This is a genomic window from Arthrobacter bambusae, assembly GCF_030812595.1.
Classification (GTDB): domain Bacteria; phylum Actinomycetota; class Actinomycetes; order Actinomycetales; family Micrococcaceae; genus Arthrobacter; species Arthrobacter bambusae_B.
Window position 1 is genome coordinate 46,756 of record NZ_JAUSSZ010000004.1, and the last position, 16,966, is coordinate 63,721.

Below are 16,966 nucleotides of genomic sequence, written 5' to 3' on the forward strand. Positions count from 1 at the left end.
AAAGCAAATTCCCCGGTGTTGGTCCACCGGGGAATTCGGAAAGTAATCACTACTATTTTATCAGAAAGTAATCATGAAGTTGTCTGATTTCGAATCACTCAAGAGCCGATTTGTCCAGAATGATCCTTGGTTGGCTTCCGTCACTTCCGAGGACTGGGAAAAAGCTGGCCATGTCATCACGACCGTAGCCGGGAAGAACGACAACTCCCGCATGGCCGCAGCCGTGGCGCTACGCAATCAGGGCCTCCCCTGCTACTACGAGTGGAAGGGTGAGCTCCGTTTCTCCGGCGTCGACTTCGTTGAGGAGTACACGCCGGAACTCTCTCCGGAGGACCGTGCTGAAGAGCGGCGCCAGATCAAGGAAATGGAATACTGGAACGAGAACCCGAACCGCCTCAAATCCGTTGCTGACATGATGAAGACTCCTGAGATCCGGTGGATTGTTCAGGATAAGGTGCACGGCACCGGTCTATTTCAGATCTATGGTGCCTCATACACCGGCAAGACACTCCTAGTCCTTGACCTGGTCATGTCGTGGTGCGCAGGTCTTCCGGAATGGCAGGGATACCAGCTCAACAACAATGGCGCACCTCAGGATGCCCTCTACGTAGCCGCTGAAGGTGGAGCCGCCCTGTCCGTGCACGTGGATGCGTGGCTCAAGTACCACTCCGACGTTGACCCTTCGCAGCTTGCCGGTCTTCAGTTCCTCGACGGCGGCGAGGGCGACAACGTGTTCTTGTCCATCGAGACCAAGCGTCGCAGGGACGATGAACCGGAGGTCGACCATGCGGATTCATGGGAACGCCTCTTCAAGGAGGTGACGGACAAGGGGCTGTCCCCGACACTCGTTGTTTTCGATACACAGATCGATCTTGCTCCCGGCGTCGATGAGAACTCCAACACTGAAATGGTGGGTATCCTCCGTCAGGTCAAGCGGCTTGGTGACACTTACGGCTTCATGGCCATTGTTGTCCACCACACAGGCCACGATGGCAACAAGGCGCGTGGAGCATCCGGCATGATGGGCAAAGCAGACGCGCAGGCCAAGCTCAGCAGCATCGGCGAAAAGTCCGGCAAAGCCAAGCTCGAATGGATCAAAGTTAAGGGCCGTCCCGTGCCCCAGGACACGATCAGCTATGAAATCTCCGGGATCGCAAAGCTTCCGGATTTGGACTCGGAAGGGGCTGTCTGCATTCCGCTCGGCAAATACGCAGCGGCACACGCAGAGCTCGCAGTCAAGACCCCAACCCCCGAGATGCAACGCTCCATCATCGGCGCACTCGCTGAAGGCCCGCTCTCGATCCGTGCGCTCTCCGAGGCTGTGGACATCGACCGCAATACAAAGGTGTTCAAGGATGCCTTGGCATGGATGGCCGCCTCCGGCCACCTCACTCAGACCAAGGAGGGCCGTAAGACGATGGTCGGGTTGACCCCCTTTGCCGCGGCTCCGGAAGCGCCGGCCATTGACTAGGGCAGGATCCAACCATAGTCCAACCATAGAAGCCTCAATGCCTCAACTTCCCTAGATCTAGAGGTTTGCATGGTTGGCAACCATACATCCAACCATTCCCCAACCATAGAACCGGGCATGTAGATGGATGGTTGGTTTGGTTGGGGGGGCTTTAGCCCCAACCAATAACCAATCCTTCCAACCATTACCCATCGCATAACGACATAAGACGTACTGACGCAATGACGATCCAAGTAACCGCTAACAAAGGATCGCATCATGCGAGAAGCAACGATATACAACATGCTCGACCGCCAGAAGCTAGACGTCCACTTCCCCGACGGTGGGAAGTGGGTTCGGAGCTGGCTCAAGGAGGAACTGGGAATCAAGTCCGATTGGAGGCGAGACCCTAACACCGGCCTCGTCTGGTGGCAGATCACCAAGACCAAGCAGGAAGCCCTCACAGTCGCCCTACAGCGCCGATACGCCGGAGTGTGGCTCGTACGTCAGTACTCGGAAAAAGTCATCTGCACGGCGGCTTGCCAGGCCGCTAAGCGGGATGAATGCACCTGCTCCTGCGCAGGGGAGTTCCACCGTGGCGGCGGGGATTGGCAGTACGTGACAGACCAGTTCATGGTCAACAACGAAGTCAAGCAGGTTGTCCGTTACTACAAGGGCGCGTTATAACCCCCCCCCCCCCCCGAGACGCAGTTGGCGGCCATCCGGCAACCCTTCAGAGGGCGAAAGGGGCACGGCAAGGGTTGCCTCAGTGCGTTTGGACTCCATAACTCAGAGTATGCGGGGGACCCAATCGGCGAACCGTCGATTTCCCGACGAATGGTTCCAAGCTTCCTAGTTCCATGGGTTCCAAGTACCAAGCGTTTCAAGTACCACGGGAACCCCTATCGAACACGCCCCTCGACCGCGCCTCGCGCACTTCGTACTGGGACTTCATCTTCGAGCGCGGCAACGTTTGTGGGCAGGTTACCCGCAAGATTGTTTGACGAACGCATCTGCCTCAGCCATAGCCGCATCCGACACTGATTTTGCCGTGGCCAACCCGTCCTTCGACGCGGTGACGTTGTCGTTGATCGCCTGCTGGACAGGGGCAATAGCTGCGCTGACTTGCTGTTTTGTAGGAACGGTCCCCGTGTACCCTGGGTACGCTTGGAGTGCCGCTTGAAGGCTCCCGAAGTCGCTACTGAGCGTATCGATGTCGGTTTGCAGGGTCGATGCTATAGATGTAGCAGAATACTGGTTCGACTGAACGGTGTAGAAGTCAGACTGAACCGTGTACGCGTCAGATTGAGCCGTATATGCGCCCGAACAACGCGCGTACTTGTCGGACTCTGCCTTAGCCTTGCCCTCATCTGTACGCATGGTCGCAAGGTCGGTTTGCTGCTTTTGCAGAGCATTGGCAGGAGAGTTATCTCCAAAGCCCGAGGCTTTCTGTAGTTGATCCAGATCTCCATTAGTAGCCTGCGCAGCACGACTCACGGCGGCGTTGAGTTGCACCTGCCGAGCTGCCGCAGCTTGAGACGCCCTTGTATCGTTGGCCGATGTCTGTAGTTGCTGGACAGCAGCGTTATATACGCCCGTGTCTGACGGAGCGAAGGCCATGTTCTCAATTGCACCATCGGATCGCGGGAAATTCAGCGTCAAACCGTCGTTAGTGACGGAACCGCTCATGTTGGTTGAAAAGCCGAGTCCCTGGGCAAAGGTGAGTGTCAGGCTTTGGCCGTTCTCAGACCCTGTGAACGATCCGTGTTGTGTCTTGACATCTGGACCGTTCAGACCGGCAACATCAAGTGTTCCACTTAAGCTCTGGCCTGTAACAGTCAGCTGGATGAACGCTGCCCCATTGGCCGATTTGGATAGGTACCCCCGCGACGCGAGGCCCGAATTACCGCCGTCAGCACTTCGGCCGCTCGATCCACAGCCGGCCAACAACAAGACCAACGACGCGGCGACGATAACTCTCCTCATTGGGGACTCTTCGAGTGCACCAGCTGCTGCATGTAGGTGGTGAGCGTGGTTCCGTCCATCAGAGTAACCCCATGCTGCTTCGCCAGGGCACGTGCAGGTGCAGTGAACGAAGACGTTGTGACAAAGATGCCCTCGGCCGCACCGTAATGCGCGTGCCTCATTCCAATAAACGCCTGAACCTCGGGAGTACCTACTGAATGCCCTGGCCCCCAGCGCTTACATTGGCAAACGACCAGAAGACCCTGTGAGTTCTGGCAGGTTATATCGGCCATGAGGTCGCCAGCCTTACCAGAGACTTTGACTTCCCTATAGCCCAGCGAGGTTAATAGTGCACCGATCGCGTGCTCGAACTGAGTCGGGGTTAAGACTAGTAGCTCGCCGAGGTTGCGAGCGTGAAATCGAGCGCGCTCGATCCTCTTCCTGCGCCGCCAATACCAGAGACCGCCTACCGCAAACGCCAAGATCAGGATGAGGATGCCGAGCATTCCTGCCCCCTCGGGGTTGTTACTAACCCAAGCGACGAAAAGGATGACTCCAATAATGACCACGAGCCCTCCGAGTAGGCTCTGGTCGGCTTTACTCCGCTTCCGGCCTCGGGATCTTCTCGACGCCATTCAATAACCTCCGGGGATCAAGTCATTCACTGTAACCTGCGCGCCAGTCTAGCCCTAGAATGCCTCCGTCTTGGTTCTGGCAACAGATAAAGTCAGCCAGTTACACCCTTTTGCTTAAGACGATCAGTTAGTCGAGACGATCAGTTAGGCGCTGCGGCATGGTCGAGTAGGCATCAGGCCTGTCCTGAGTGTCTGCATGATCTGCCGCCTTCCTCAGGATGGTACTTGATTATCAGCCGCGATGGAGTCGGCGATAGAGACAAATCAACGGGCACCCCACAGCGGTTGAGCCCAAACCTTTGAACACTTGAAGTGAATACCATTCAAATCTCTATGGGTTCCAATCTCCACTGCCACCGTCTAGGAACTACCTGCCTGGAATCCCATGACTCACCGCGCGCCCTCACTGAATTTCGACCAATGGGCGTTCGGGCTACCCGCGGGAGGAAGGCGAACTGCGGCGGAACGACACCCGATTTTTACAAAACTTGCAACGGCGAACGCGAAGCATTTAAAAGAGCTAAATAGATTAATGCAATTAAATAGGGCATATCGCATCAATTTATGTTATAAATGTTTATGCGGAGAATTTGCGGATTCACAAAACAGCTATTTTGAAAGAAATATCGAGAAATACGTCCCGTTTGAACATTTTGCAATTTTTACAACACCGCTTCCCGTGAAAGGCAGCACATGACAATCCCTCAACTCCACATCGGTGCCGGCACGCAGCTCGGCTCCCTGACCATCTTTCCGGTATGGACCAATGCAAGTGGTCAGCTCGGGATCAGCACGGGAACCGGCAGCCAGCTTGAAGTGACAGAGCTTGCGTCGGGCCCCCAAGTCGGCAAGCTCAGCATCAGCAATCACGGCTCCAAGCCTGCACTACTGGTGGAAGGCGAGCTCTTGGAAGGGGGTCACCAACACCGGGTCTGTGCAGCCGATGTCATCCTTGGGGTCGGGGAACGCCGGGAAGTAGAAACCTTTTGCATTGAGCAGGGACGATGGGGTGGCAGCAGCTCTCACAGCCGCACTGCCCGCCGCGCTCCTCTCAGCGTCAGGGCAGAGCTCCACACTCCGGCGAAGGGCAACCGTCAGGGGCGGATATGGGAGCGCATTTCTCGACATCAGGGTGTCAGCGGATCATCCCCAACAGGCTCCTTGGTGGAGCTTCTGAACGCCAGCCGAAATAGGACGATCCCGCAACAGTTCCGCCTGCCACTCCCACTCGAAGGTCAGCGCGGAGTCATCCTTGGGCTTGAAGGAGAAGCTTTGATGATCGAAGTATTTGGGACACACTCGCTATTCTTGCGGCACTACGGTCAGTTGGCCGACGCGGTTGCCATGGATCTCCAGCTCTTCGCCACTGTGCCAGAGGCTGCCACGCCAGCCCAAGAGGTCCGACAGCTGGCAGCGACCCTGGGCGATCTTAGGATCGCGCCATTTGGCGACAACGTTTTTACGGTCCGTGACCACGAGACGCTCAAGAGCGAGTCTTTCTCTGCCCAGAACGGTTGCCAGACGGTTACCGGAATCAGAGTCGCGATCCGGAATCGAACGCCGCAGTTCGCTCACTTGTCCGTCTGGAACATGAAGCATCCCCGTATGGCTTCTATCTGACGTTGGTCCCGAGTCAGGTCCCCGTGATGCCCCAGAACCGCGCACATTCAGGGCTCTCGAGGCGCCCAGACGATAACGGCATTCCACAGAAAAATAACTCTCTTCCGACACGAAACTCTATAACCCGTAGTATTTGCCACGTGCCACACCGGCCACTATCGTCAAGTCTTAGTTGGGGGATCGTGTCAGACGAAATGAACTTGGGGTGCAGCCCAGGAGTCTTTTTCTCAGGGACAAGACCTCCTCTCGCATTCAAGTAGCAATCTAGACAGGATCCGCAATGACAGAAATCAACACTCAAATCGATAAGAAGAGTGCCAAGAGAAACGCCAAAGCCCAAGCAGCAGCTGACAAAGCCCACCGCAAGGCGTCCCGTCCGTGGTTCAAAAAGAAGCGCTTCCTTTTCCCACTGATTCTTTTGGTCATCATAATCATCGTGATCGCTGCTAACTCCGGCAAGAAGGACTCCGCAGCGACGAGCGCTGGGGCCACCTCGGCGGCGAGTGCACAAGCCGCTGGACCCGCTGCACCGAGCGGGACCGCTGCCCAGCTTCAGGCCCTGGCCGCAGCAAAGGGCTACCTGGATTCAGGTATCGGCTTCTCGCAGGCTTCGCTTATCAAGCAACTCACGTCGAGTGCTGGCAATGGGTTCGCGCAGGCCGACGCTCAGTGGGCTGTCGATCACTCCGGTGCAGACTGGAACGGACAGGCCCTCAAAGCGGCGAAAGGGTATCTGGCCTCCGGTATGGGCTTCTCCCAGGCTTCGCTTACCAAGCAGCTCACATCGAGTGCCGGTAACGAATTCACGGCGCCGCAGGCTGAGGCCGCTGTCGCCAACTCTGGTGCGGACTGGAATGCGGAGGCCGTCAAGGCGGCGAAGGGTTACATGTCCTCGGGCATGGGCTTCTCACGCCAGAGCCTGATCGCCCAGCTAACCAGCGCTGCCGGCAACCAGTTCACCGATGCGCAGGCCGGATACGCGGCCGATCAGGTAGGGCTGAAGTAACCGCCAGCCTCCTGCATATAACTAACGATCGCACCGCATCTTTGCAAACAATCGAAAATCGGAACGCGTAGTGCTTACCGGGCCTCCGAGAAGAACCGAAATTGAACTCTTCTTCTCGGAGGCTCTTTGCGTCTCAATGTCGGACCCGGGATGCTAGGCTCCTCCGTTATTGAATGGCTGCATGAGTTCGGGCAGGTCTATGCCCATGGTCACTGATTTTTAGATATAAAGGTTCCATGACAATTTCTTCTGTTGCTACCGTGTATCCGGCGCGCCCTTCTGAAACCGATATTCAGCTACTTCTCCAATACATCCGTCAAGAAGGAATAACTCCCCTTCTTGTGGGTGACGAATGGTCCCACATGGGAGCAGTAATCACCGACGCCTCACTACAGGCCGGCATTGGGTACAAGAACGTCGTGCTACCAAGAGTCCGTGCGCTGAGGCAGGCTTGGCCGGACGCCGACACCACCTCAGGCTTCGTTCAGCGCCTGGGCGGAGGGGACCTACCTTCGGTTCTTAATTGGAAAGGCCGGAAAAAACTGGCCATTATAGAAAATCTAGCTGCCGCATTGCAGGAACTTGGCATCGAGACAACCCAGGACCTGTACGCTGCCTACACAGATCCGGCCAAATCCGAGCCGTTGATCGCCCGCCTGAGGTCCATATCGGGCGTAAAGAACAAGACCGTGGACTATCTTGCGATGCTCGTAGGCATAGAAGAGCGCGTGGCGATTGATAGCCATTTGATTGCATTCGCGTCCGCCGCAGGTGTGGACGACATGGTGTATGAGCAATTAAGTGACATGTACATTGCCGCTGCTGCAAGGCTTGGCTGCACTCCCAGAGCCCTCGATTCAGCGGTTTGGAAGTATATGTCGGGCAAGTAATAGCTGCCAAACGCTGGCGCCTGACGGCGTCCGAGCCGCCCATTTCTGAGCACCTCGGCTCGTTTAGACCCACGCCACTAACTGCGGCTTTCAACGCCATACGTTTGTCCGGGACCTAGACCTGCACGTACCTGTAAACCGTTGCCCTGCTCAGGCCAAGTACCTGGGCTATCTCCTTCGAAGGGTGGCCCTCGGCGAACATCTTTTTGCAAAGAGTCATCTTCGCGTCCGTTGCTTTGCGGGGTCGTCCGCCCAGACGACCGCGCTCCCTCGCCGATTCGAGTCCCGCCTTGGTTCTCTCAACGATCTGGTCCCGTTCCAACTCTGCCAAGGCTCCCATGATGGTAATCATCGCTTTGCCCATCGGGCCCGTGGTGTCAATTCCGTCAGTCACTGAGCGGAAGGTGACTCCTAAGTCTTTGAACTCATCTACCAGGTCAAGCAAATTCCGAGTATTTCGCGCGATTCGATCCAGCTTCCAAACTACAACTTCATCGCCTTCCCGCACGTGCTCCAGCAATTTCCGAAGAGCTGGCCTTTCCGCCTTTGCGCCGCTCATTCCCTGGTCCTCAAAAATCTTGACGGCACCAGCTCCCTTCAGGGCATCGAGCTGGAGTTGAAGATTTTGATCCTGCGTACTGACACGGGCATAACCAATAACTGCCACAATTTCTCTCACATTCTCGTCTCAAAAAGCTATCATCTATGAATAGGTTATGATACGAGTTTTGATATTGTCAATTATCCAAATACAAGCCCAACGCATAATCGAAAAACTCCAGGCCTGAAATTCTCAATTAACCATCGTATATGAGATGGCAGGACGATGACCGCTTGATTCCTGAGCCTCTGGACCGCGATCCACAATGTCCGTCGACTTCGGGTCGGTATCCCAGATTGGGTGCGAAGAAAGAACCAGCGAATCACTGGTAACCGCCATCTGAACTGATAAGCGCCCCCCACTAAGCGGTTGATGTTTCGTCGCGCGCCGTTGCAGGGTCCAGACGGGCGGCCTCGAGTATGCCCCGGGCGAGCGCCGGAAAGTCCTTCGGCCGATAGTGCATCTCGGCGTGATGCCGTCCGCCTGGTTAATCTGGAAGGCCGGCAGGGGCTCGGCGATAGGGCGCCAAACAACCAGCACATCTTCAGGAGGTCCGTATCGAAGTGCTCGTGGGCGATGACCTTTCTCGGCATGGTTTCCGACCTCTGGGACGGCAATCGAAAAGTTTCCAGTCTGGTCAGAGTAGTGAAAGCCATAGGCTGCACCCAAGAACGTCCATGCCTGAGACGCAGGATCCGGTGCCGTGCAACCTCATCCAGCGCTGCAGTCACTTAGCTTAGGCATCCCGTTGACTACGTTGAAGATGCGAGGGATCATCCACTATGAATATCTCCGTGGAAGCGGCTTGGATCGCTTTACTGGGTGTGGTTGTTGCCACGATTTCCAGTGTGTCTGTTACCGCATGGGGTAACCGCCGCCAACGGGAGAACGAATTGGTCGTGTCCGCCCTGACACACCTAGTGGGCGGGTCCCAGGAACGCACGGCCGGTATCGCAGCCCTCACAGTTCTGAGTAGTAGACTGCCGCGGAGACGGTGGGCCAAATACACTCCAGCCGTGGGCCAGTTGTTATATAGCCAGCTCGTATATCTTCTTCTTCATGCTGGCAATCGTGGGCAGGCTCATGAAATTGCGAACATCATAGCGATGGCGGACTGGCTGCTCTCCGAGGGGACCTTCGGATTCGACGAAGCCCGTAAACGAGAACATTTGCTAGGGGCAATGGAGTCGTACACGAAGAATTGGCCACCTTTAATCAAGAATAAGGACGATCCCGAAAAACCCACAAAGCCAGACGATCGGTCAGTGTTTCTACTGCGGAACTTAATCTTGAGAACGTGGAGTGGGCCACTTAAAATTCCAGCCTCGGACTGGTTTGTGTCGCCTGACGTAATTGTGAATCCTCAAGAACCTAGTCCAGGTTCTTGATCAGTCTCGTCGTTGGATCATTTGCTAGACCCGAAGGTTTCTTCCATCTAGCTTTGGGAGTCAGCAATTGGACGCCGTTTTTCCGGATTTGTCAATAAGTCGAAATGCCTCGACCGTTAAACTTGAAGGAATCGGCAGTCAATCTTGGCTTCCCATAGTTGTTCTCGCTGCCCAGCAACAGTTAGACCTAATTCGATTGCTCGGGAATCATGACCGGCGGTTCCAGCGCAGGACACTTTAAAACCATCCAAACACCATGCCCCGTCTTCTCCGCAGTCATGTCAACGTAGTTAGCGTCAAGCACGGGGCTGGTCGCTCCCGTAGGAGACCGCACTTCCACCATATGTGCTCCTGAAAGCCCGTCCCGGAATTCTTGTAGGGACAGCAAGCGCTCCAAGCCTTTCCCCGAAGGAATATCTGGAGAACGCTCGGGGCTGGTCACGTCCCATTGTTGCCCTGGTGGATCGATAACCACCGAAAGCACGTCGCCAGTCCGGACGGTCGACACGGCAGCCGCAACCTGAAGCCCATCCCAGTACACGAGAATGCCGCGGACAGCCGAATGGCCATCAGACGCGAGTACCTCCAAGTATGCTGCTACCTCCCAGCAGTATTCCCGCCACTCTGCCCCTGCAAACTTCTCAATAGCCTTGTCCCCACCGAATAGTCGGACGGCGCTGTCGGGGATTTCGGCGATCTGTTTCAAATTCGCCCATACGGCATCGGGATTTCGATCAACAATATCGATTGAGGATATACGTCCCGTCTCTACAGCGGACGCAACAAGGCCGGCAGTGGAAAGATCTGTCATAGGAAGCGAATATCCCATGAGCACGACCTTGGAAGATCGTCGAAGTGAGCTGTGAGCACTCGACCATATCTCCCTGGTAACAGGATTGCCATAGTAACTAGACTTCAAAGCAGAAGGAGGGACAATGAACGTCTCCCTGCCAGGATGTCGCCAACTTCGCTCAGATTCCGAAACAGGCTTCGCTTCGCCGTATGAACCAGGTAAGCGACCCCGCTGAATTGTGGCTCCTGACATATCACCGGCAGTCCAGAACCAATTCAAAGATCCATGCAATTTGTGAAGTCGAAAGGTCTCCCACGGCGCTCGCCCCTGCATTTCTCCACTGGATTCCGGCGTCGCTGGCTTGGGCACGAAACGCAGCACCGATGCCCACGGCACTCCGCCTCGGTCGTCCAACGCCGGAAGTCGGTACGTATCAACGACGCACTCAACAAGGCAGTCATAGTTAAAGGTGATGACCGGCGATCTCTCCGAATGCCACAGATACACAAGGCGCCGCAGCCACACTGGCGCAGGTTCAGACAGAACCTGCATTTGACGCTCATTTAGACTGTCAGCAATTATTGGAACTGCGCCGGCGAAAATCGCACGTGCCGCCAGATTTTCGGCGGTAGTTCGATAAGGCTGATCCTCAGCGCGGCGAGAAAGCCAAACTTCAAAGTTCGGACGGGCTTGTCCCCCTGGTCCGACAGCTTTGCCCAACACATCGGGGTCTCTACGCACGCAGTCAGCGCCCAGCTCGTCTGTAATCGGCATGTGGCTGCTAACAGCCTTGGAAAACCCCGCACCCAGTATGAAACTCGTGGTTCCGCCCGGCACTTTCAGACGTCTCATCATTCTCCCCAGCGGCAGTCAGGCAGTAGAAAACCGGCTCGAAGCCAGCACCTAGATCATATGTGCCGAAGACCCAGAGTCTTGGAATGGTCGCCGCCGGAGTCATGCAGCCACGGTTGACAACTGTGTATGCTGTGTATTTTTTTGCAGAATCTGTCACGGAGCAAGCGCACTGCGACGCAGAAATGCGGGGAACGAATTGAGAATAGCGGCAACCGCAGCCAACCCTCCTGGCTCCCCGACGATCCTTCTCCTGTGGCAGGGCCTATCCTGTAGGTTTTGGGCATGGACGAGTTGATAAAGCAGGGTCAATGGTGGTGGCTACTCCTGCCGCTCGCAACCGCTGGGTTTGCGCTTGTTGGTAGCTGGCTGGGGTCGAAGCTTGGCAAGACGACAGAACATGAGCAATGGACTCGAACCGAGAAAATCAAGGTATACACAAGTTTTCTCCATGACTTGAATCCTATGTCTATGGGGACTTTCCTTGCTTCTTGTCAAAGAGCACACGGAGCAAGAAAGCTATGACGCCTCAAGGACGAGGGCATATATGAACATCATGCTGGTAGGGAGCGGCGAGGTATTGCACCACGCGGTAGACATGATCAACCTAACAAAGAAGCTGAGCGGTCTTATGCACGATCTTCCGCAGAAAATTGCAGATTCGATTGGGGAAGAAGAATTGGAACGCCTCAGCATAGAAGACGTCAAGCCACTTATCGTCCCTAAGGCCCTAGAAGCAATCGAAGCAATCGAAGCAATCCTGAACCAAATGCATGCGGTACACAAGGTCCTGACCAATGCCATGAGACAAGACCTTGGGCTCCCAAAGATCAAATTCGATGCACTCAATGTAGTAGGTTCGCTACCACTCACGGGGGGTGAATGATGGTTCGAGATGACAGTCAAGCCGCATCGACGCCGACTGATGGTGAGCGAAGATGGCATCCAGACCCTAGGCTAACCAACCCGCAACACAGCTGCTGGGAGGTCTATAGCGCAGAGCACGGAGCTTGGCCGCGCGAATAGTAGACCGAGCATCGAAGACCCTTCCAGAAATGGAAGGGTCTTCTGTGTATCTTGTCCCTATGGACGCGGAGACTATCCGATTGCTAATTACTGCTGGTACGGCCATCGTCGCCGGACTAGGCGGGGCCGGTGTAACCGCGGCAATCAATCGAAAGAACACCAAAGACACCCTCAACTCAACCCGTTCTGCCCAGTTTGAGCAATGGAGGCTAAGCCAGGAGCGGGACCGAGAGATATGGCTAAGGGACCAGAAACTGCAGGCGTATACAGACTTCATGTTGAAGGCTCAGTCGTTGCATGCCTCGCTTGACACGCTGAACTTTCGAACCGCGCCTCAGACTAATCCAAAAGAATTGATCGTCGAACGAGGCAAAGTCAAGATCCTCGGTTCGCCCTCGGTCAGATACACTGCCCGCGACCTCGACAATGCCCTCACATCTCTCTATGCTCACCACCGCCAAACCCACCTCGAATATTTTGCCGACGATGACGATGATCCTTCGGAGTCCGAGGCTGCAATGAGGCGAAGGCATGCACGCATAGGTAGGGCTTTCACCCGACAGCTGGAGTTGAACATGCGCTTTTCCAGTGTGTTGATCCTGTTCGTGGAAGAAGTCCGCAAAGACATAGGAACGCACACGCCCGATGACGAAGGTTTGAACTCCGGAAACCGTGCTCTGATCCGTTCCCCCGAGGAAGACGTGGAAAAAGAAGAACCTGAGATCGTGTTGGATGAAGAACTCGCCTGACGAGTGTCCTTGTTATGTACTTTTAGCCCATGGAATTCTGGATACCCCTCTTAGGCGGCGCACTGGGTGCCTCGCTCATCGGACGCGGCAGCCCGCGCTGCTGGAGGTTATTTGCAGCGAGTGAGAAGGTCTGTTCCCGCGGCCTTGAAGTCGTTCACGTCGGTCGAGAAGAGCGCCGTAATTAGGTTCTTGATCTCAGGGTCGGCCCGCTTGGCGATCTCTTTGATGTCGTCGCGAGCGGCTGCGACCTTGGCCATTCCAACGCTGTCTGACGCGTTACCGGTAGTAATGCCGACAACGTACTTTATGAGTGGCCCGTCTTCGGCCGGCCCGATCAGCTGCGTACAGGTCGCTTTCTCTGACACCGTAATGGTGCTGGGAACGGGGGTAGGAGTGGCCGTCGGCGAAGAGGAAGTCGTTGTTGAAGCGGCTTCGGGGGCCGCGGATGCCCCGCAGCCAGCCAAAGCCAAAGCTGAAGCCGCCAGGACGACAGCGAATACATCTGTTCTCATTTTTCCCTAGTTTGGATTTTAGGCGATCGATACGATTCGAATCGCACATTGAGGCTGGTATTAAAACGCGTGGCCACGGGCTTGTGACTGCGTGAATTAGTGGGATCATAACGCGTTGCGATTGGAATGCTTGGTAACAACTGGAACTGATCCTGACCGTCAGAGACCCGTCTGGCTCGCTCCGTATTCGGCCTGCTCCGGGGTGAAGCCCTCGTAAATCAGTTGGTCGACCAGCCCGCCGCGAGAGAAGGCGGTGAATTTGAGGTACTCCTTGGCGCTTTTGGCTGCCTGCACGTTCCAGTCGACTGTCACACGATCCACGGCCCAAGTCGCATCCTCGGTCGAATACTTCTCGTACTCCAGTTGCCCGATCAGGCCGGTCCGCGAGAAGGCGGAATAATTGAGGTATTGAGCAGCTGTCCTCAGTGCGTTCTGTTGACTGGCCGTCCCAGCCGCAGCTGCAGCGGCGCGCTGCTCCGCTGCAGCCTTGTCAGCGGCGGCCTTGTCAGCTGTCGCTTTGTCGGCCGCTGCTTTGTCAGCGGCGGCCTTGTTGGCGGCGGCCCTGTCGGCTTCGGCCTTGTCAGCGATGGCCTTGTCAGCGGCTTGCTGATCACCTTCGGAGCGGTCGACCGTAATCTGAATATCCCCGGTGTCAGTGACAGTCCCGGAAGCTGGTTGCGTTGAGACGACCCGCGCGGAGCCGTCCGGGAGGATAGACCACTTCTTTCCGTCCTTGCCGACAACGGTGACAAAGAAGCCCACGTCCGTAAGGGATCTACGAGCATCAGGGTACGACTTTCCCGCCACGTCAGGGACAGCGCGGGAGATCTTTGTGTGCGTTGGGGACGGTCTAGTCGACTGGGACGATTGTGATGCTTGGGGAGGCCCTCCCCCACAGCCAGTGAGCCCCAGGATGACTGCAGATGCCACGACGGCAGAGATGTAGCGTTTCAAGGGTCCCCCAACTTAAATATTCTGACGCGATGCGATGCGATGGCCTAACGATATCGCGTGCGTGAGGGTTCCTACTCCGGTGACACGCACTCGCCATCCGGGGACTCCCGGGGCGCCGGGCCTTTTGACCCCCGCCGCCACATTGGGCGCTGACGTGGGTATCTAAATATCCTTGGTCAGCCGGGGACGTCGCCCCGCTCGGGATGATCGTCGGCGAGGACCGAGCTTCGGTGCGGGGCCGTTCCAAGCGCTGATCCGGACGACAGAACAGTGCAGGCTTGCCACAGCAAAAGTCCCAAGACGGGCCAGCCTCGTCGTCCACGCTTGTTTATTTTGCCCATTTCGTTTTCCCCATTTCGTTTTCCCTATTCGGCGTGCAGGCATCCGTTGCGGATATCCGCGCAGTTCCTTGGATTTGGCATTCGAGCGAATGTCCAGGTGATCGAAGTGAATGCGCTCGTCGGTGATCGTCATCAGAAGCCAAGATCCAGCGCGGCCAAGCCCGGATAGACGGCAAAGATCACGGTGAGGGGCAGGACTCCGAACACCAGCGGCACCATCATGGCGATTTCCTTGCGGCCGGCGGCTTCCATCAGCTCCCGCTTGGCTGAATCGCGGACGTCCGCGGCTTGCGCCCGCAAGACATCGGCCAATGGAGTGCCGCGTTCGACGGCAACGACAATTCCATCCACGAATCGGACAAGCGGACCGAGGTCGGTGCGTCCTGAAAATTCGTGCAAGGCTTCGACCAAGGGCGTGCCGGCCCGCGTGGCGGCCAGTACCGAGGCAAACTCCCTCGCCAATTCGCCGCGGGCCGTGCGACACACTCGATCGAGGGCACCGCTGGCGCTCTCCCCCGCCCCTACCGCGAGCGCCATCAGTTCGGCAACACTGGGGAATTCCGCAAGCATCCGGCTTTCCCGCCGTTTGATCCGCACGCGCAGCATGTAGTCGCGGAAGAGAAACCCGCCGAGCGAACAAACCAAGACCCAGACGACCGCAAGCCCGGGACTGAAGCGTCCTCCGGCTGCACTCAAGACCACCACGACAACCGCCGCGGCAAAGCCCGCTGCCGCCCAGAGGAGCTGCTCTGCGCGGAAGTCGATCGCGGACTTTCCACAGCCGGCCTTCGCGAGCCTTTTGTTGAGCGAAGTGGTCCCGAGGTTGAACTTCGCCAGATAGCTGACGGCGTCCCGGAAGACCGGCCGCAGAATGCGTTCCAGAGGGCCGAACGGGGCGATGTCCTGCGGTGCGGACAGCAAACGCGATTCAAGGTTCTGGGACCTGAGTTGCGGGTCGATGCGCTCCGCAAAGGAAGTGGCCCGCATAATTGGCATGCGGACGAGGATGAGCCACAATCCGGCGCCCAGGAGTAATCCGCAGAACACAGTCGGAGCGGTCAGTGCCATCATCGGAGCACCCTTTCGTCTTCAGGAAGGGCGCCGATGCGCAGCATGATCCAGTAGCAGAGGCCCGATACCAGCAATCCGCCTCCCAGCAAGCTGACTCCGGCCGGGGAGTTGTAGGCCGCAACAGCTTCAGGCCTGCTGGCCAGCAGCATCAGGACGATCCACGGGGCGGCAACGGCCAGCCGCGCTCCATTGATGGTCCATGACTGTCGTGCCTCAAGCTCGCTGCGGGTCCTCGCGCTCTCACGAAGGAACTCGGCGAGAGTTCCCAGAAGCCGGCCGAGATCGGATCCGCCGACGTCGCGGGTCAGTCTGAGCGCCTCGATGATCCGGTCGGCGACGGGATCGGCCAAGCGCTCCTTCAGCTTGCTCAACGCTGAATCGAAATTGCCGCCGGAACGGTAATCCGCACCAAACTCGCGGAAGAGGGACCGCAGTTCATCGGGGCCCTTGTCACCGAGCTGGACAAGCGCCTCGGGAAGCGAGAGTCCCGCGCGGATTGCCGAGCGCAAATGGTCGACCACGTCGGGCCAGAGCTCCCTGAGCATGGTGGTCCGTTTGCGCGCCCGCCAGCTGACAATGGCCAAGGGAAGCCACGCACCAAACAGGCCGAAGCACGCTGCGATCGAAAAGGACGCTGTGGCGATGTAGATCGCCAGTGTGGTGAAAAGTCCCAACCCGAGGCACGAAGCGATGAATCCTCCACCACTGACCTTTTCGATCCCTGCCGTGAGCAACAAGGACTCAAGACGTTTCGGTCTGGGTTCCTTGGCTTCGAGCGGCTGCTCCCAAGTAGACCACCACACGAGGAACACGCCAAGCCCGAAGAGAACGCCCAGCACGGCCGCCATCAGCAGTGCTCCAGGAGCGCGGCGACATCAAAACCAGCCCGGGCAAATTTCTCGGTGGCGGGCATGGAATTCGAAATGGGTTGGAGCCTGCCGTCCTGGATCGCGAACACCTTGGACGACTCGATGATGCCGTTCTCCACGCGTCGACCCAATGAAAGGATCTCGGTGACCTGACGGCGTCCGTCCGCGTGGCGGCTGCAATGGACCACGAGATCGATGCAGGATGCGACTGTTGGAACCACGAAGGCACTTGCGCTTAATGTCG

At 56.9% G+C, this 16,966-nt stretch carries 16 protein-coding genes and 1 pseudogene; 7 read left to right on the forward strand and 10 right to left on the reverse strand.

Features of this window, described 5'->3' with window-relative positions:
- The first annotated feature begins 73 nt into the window (after nt 1-73).
- Nucleotides 74-1,471, forward strand: a complete 1,398-nt coding sequence (locus tag J2S96_RS07370) for an AAA family ATPase (RefSeq protein WP_306861409.1) — start codon at nt 74-76, stop codon at nt 1,469-1,471.
- 258 nt (nt 1,472-1,729) lie between these two features.
- Complete coding sequence (locus tag J2S96_RS07375) at nt 1,730-2,137, forward strand: hypothetical protein (RefSeq protein WP_306861411.1); 408 nt, start codon at nt 1,730-1,732, stop codon at nt 2,135-2,137.
- 297 nt (nt 2,138-2,434) lie between these two features.
- On the opposite strand, the gene J2S96_RS07380 is transcribed toward J2S96_RS07375, so the two are convergent.
- Nucleotides 2,435-3,436, reverse strand: coding sequence for a hypothetical protein (locus tag J2S96_RS07380; protein WP_306861413.1), 1,002 nt, complete (start codon nt 3,434-3,436; stop codon nt 2,435-2,437).
- Entirely contained in the window at nt 3,433-3,984 is a 552-nt protein-coding gene (locus tag J2S96_RS07385) for a restriction endonuclease (protein WP_306861415.1), read from the reverse strand. Before J2S96_RS07385 ends, J2S96_RS07380 begins: the two co-directional genes overlap by 4 nt.
- 813 nt (nt 3,985-4,797) lie before the next feature.
- On the opposite strand from J2S96_RS07385, the gene J2S96_RS20175 reads away from it, so the two are divergent.
- The 3 genes from J2S96_RS20175 to J2S96_RS07410 all read left to right on the forward strand — a co-directional run bounded on the left by J2S96_RS20175 (nt 4,798) and on the right by J2S96_RS07410 (nt 7,566).
- On the forward strand, nt 4,798-5,670 hold the full coding sequence (locus tag J2S96_RS20175) for an ARPP-1 family domain-containing protein (RefSeq protein WP_370873045.1): 873 nt from the start codon (nt 4,798-4,800) through the stop codon (nt 5,668-5,670).
- A gap of 280 nt (nt 5,671-5,950) precedes the next feature.
- Entirely contained in the window at nt 5,951-6,676 is a 726-nt protein-coding gene (locus J2S96_RS07405) for an Ltp family lipoprotein (RefSeq protein WP_306861422.1), read from the forward strand.
- A gap of 236 nt (nt 6,677-6,912) precedes the next feature.
- Complete coding sequence (locus J2S96_RS07410) at nt 6,913-7,566, forward strand: hypothetical protein (RefSeq protein WP_306861424.1); 654 nt, start codon at nt 6,913-6,915, stop codon at nt 7,564-7,566.
- A gap of 115 nt (nt 7,567-7,681) precedes the next feature.
- On the opposite strand, the gene J2S96_RS07415 is transcribed toward J2S96_RS07410, so the two are convergent.
- Both J2S96_RS07415 and J2S96_RS07420 read right to left on the reverse strand, forming a co-directional pair.
- Nucleotides 7,682-8,245, reverse strand: coding sequence for a recombinase family protein (locus J2S96_RS07415; protein WP_306861426.1), 564 nt, complete (start codon nt 8,243-8,245; stop codon nt 7,682-7,684).
- 1,497 nt (nt 8,246-9,742) lie between these two features.
- Nucleotides 9,743-10,384, reverse strand: coding sequence for a hypothetical protein (locus tag J2S96_RS07420; RefSeq protein ID WP_306861428.1), 642 nt, complete (start codon nt 10,382-10,384; stop codon nt 9,743-9,745).
- 1,363 nt (nt 10,385-11,747) lie between these two features.
- On the opposite strand from J2S96_RS07420, the gene J2S96_RS07425 reads away from it, so the two are divergent.
- On the forward strand, nt 11,748-12,086 hold the full coding sequence (locus tag J2S96_RS07425) for a hypothetical protein (RefSeq protein ID WP_306861430.1): 339 nt from the start codon (nt 11,748-11,750) through the stop codon (nt 12,084-12,086).
- 199 nt (nt 12,087-12,285) lie between these two features.
- Nucleotides 12,286-12,975 carry a hypothetical protein gene (locus J2S96_RS07430; RefSeq protein ID WP_306861432.1) on the forward strand — a complete coding sequence of 230 codons (690 nt, stop codon included), beginning with the start codon at nt 12,286-12,288 and terminating at the stop codon, nt 12,973-12,975.
- 107 nt (nt 12,976-13,082) lie between these two features.
- On the opposite strand, the gene J2S96_RS07435 is transcribed toward J2S96_RS07430, so the two are convergent.
- The 6 genes and pseudogenes from J2S96_RS07435 to J2S96_RS07460 form a co-directional block, all read right to left on the reverse strand.
- Complete coding sequence (locus tag J2S96_RS07435; protein WP_306861434.1) at nt 13,083-13,487, reverse strand: hypothetical protein; 405 nt, start codon at nt 13,485-13,487, stop codon at nt 13,083-13,085.
- Between the two features lie 159 nt (nt 13,488-13,646).
- Nucleotides 13,647-14,417, reverse strand: a complete 771-nt coding sequence (locus tag J2S96_RS07440; RefSeq protein ID WP_306861758.1) for an Ltp family lipoprotein — start codon at nt 14,415-14,417, stop codon at nt 13,647-13,649.
- 186 nt (nt 14,418-14,603) lie between these two features.
- The gene (locus J2S96_RS07445; protein ID WP_306861436.1) at nt 14,604-14,915 is read right to left on the reverse strand and encodes a hypothetical protein; all 312 of its coding nucleotides are present in this window, start codon (nt 14,913-14,915) and stop codon (nt 14,604-14,606) included.
- Complete coding sequence (locus tag J2S96_RS07450) at nt 14,915-15,853, reverse strand: type II secretion system F family protein (protein WP_306861437.1); 939 nt, start codon at nt 15,851-15,853, stop codon at nt 14,915-14,917. The genes J2S96_RS07445 and J2S96_RS07450 overlap by 1 nt, the downstream gene beginning before the upstream one ends.
- Entirely contained in the window at nt 15,850-16,701 is an 852-nt protein-coding gene (locus tag J2S96_RS07455) for a type II secretion system F family protein (protein ID WP_306861439.1), read from the reverse strand. The genes J2S96_RS07450 and J2S96_RS07455 overlap by 4 nt, the downstream gene beginning before the upstream one ends.
- Nucleotides 16,701-16,952 (reverse strand): annotated as a pseudogene (locus J2S96_RS07460) (CpaF family protein); the annotation flags it as partial. The pseudogene J2S96_RS07460 and the gene J2S96_RS07455, both read right to left, overlap by 1 nt.
- Nucleotides 16,953-16,966 lie beyond the last annotated feature (14 nt).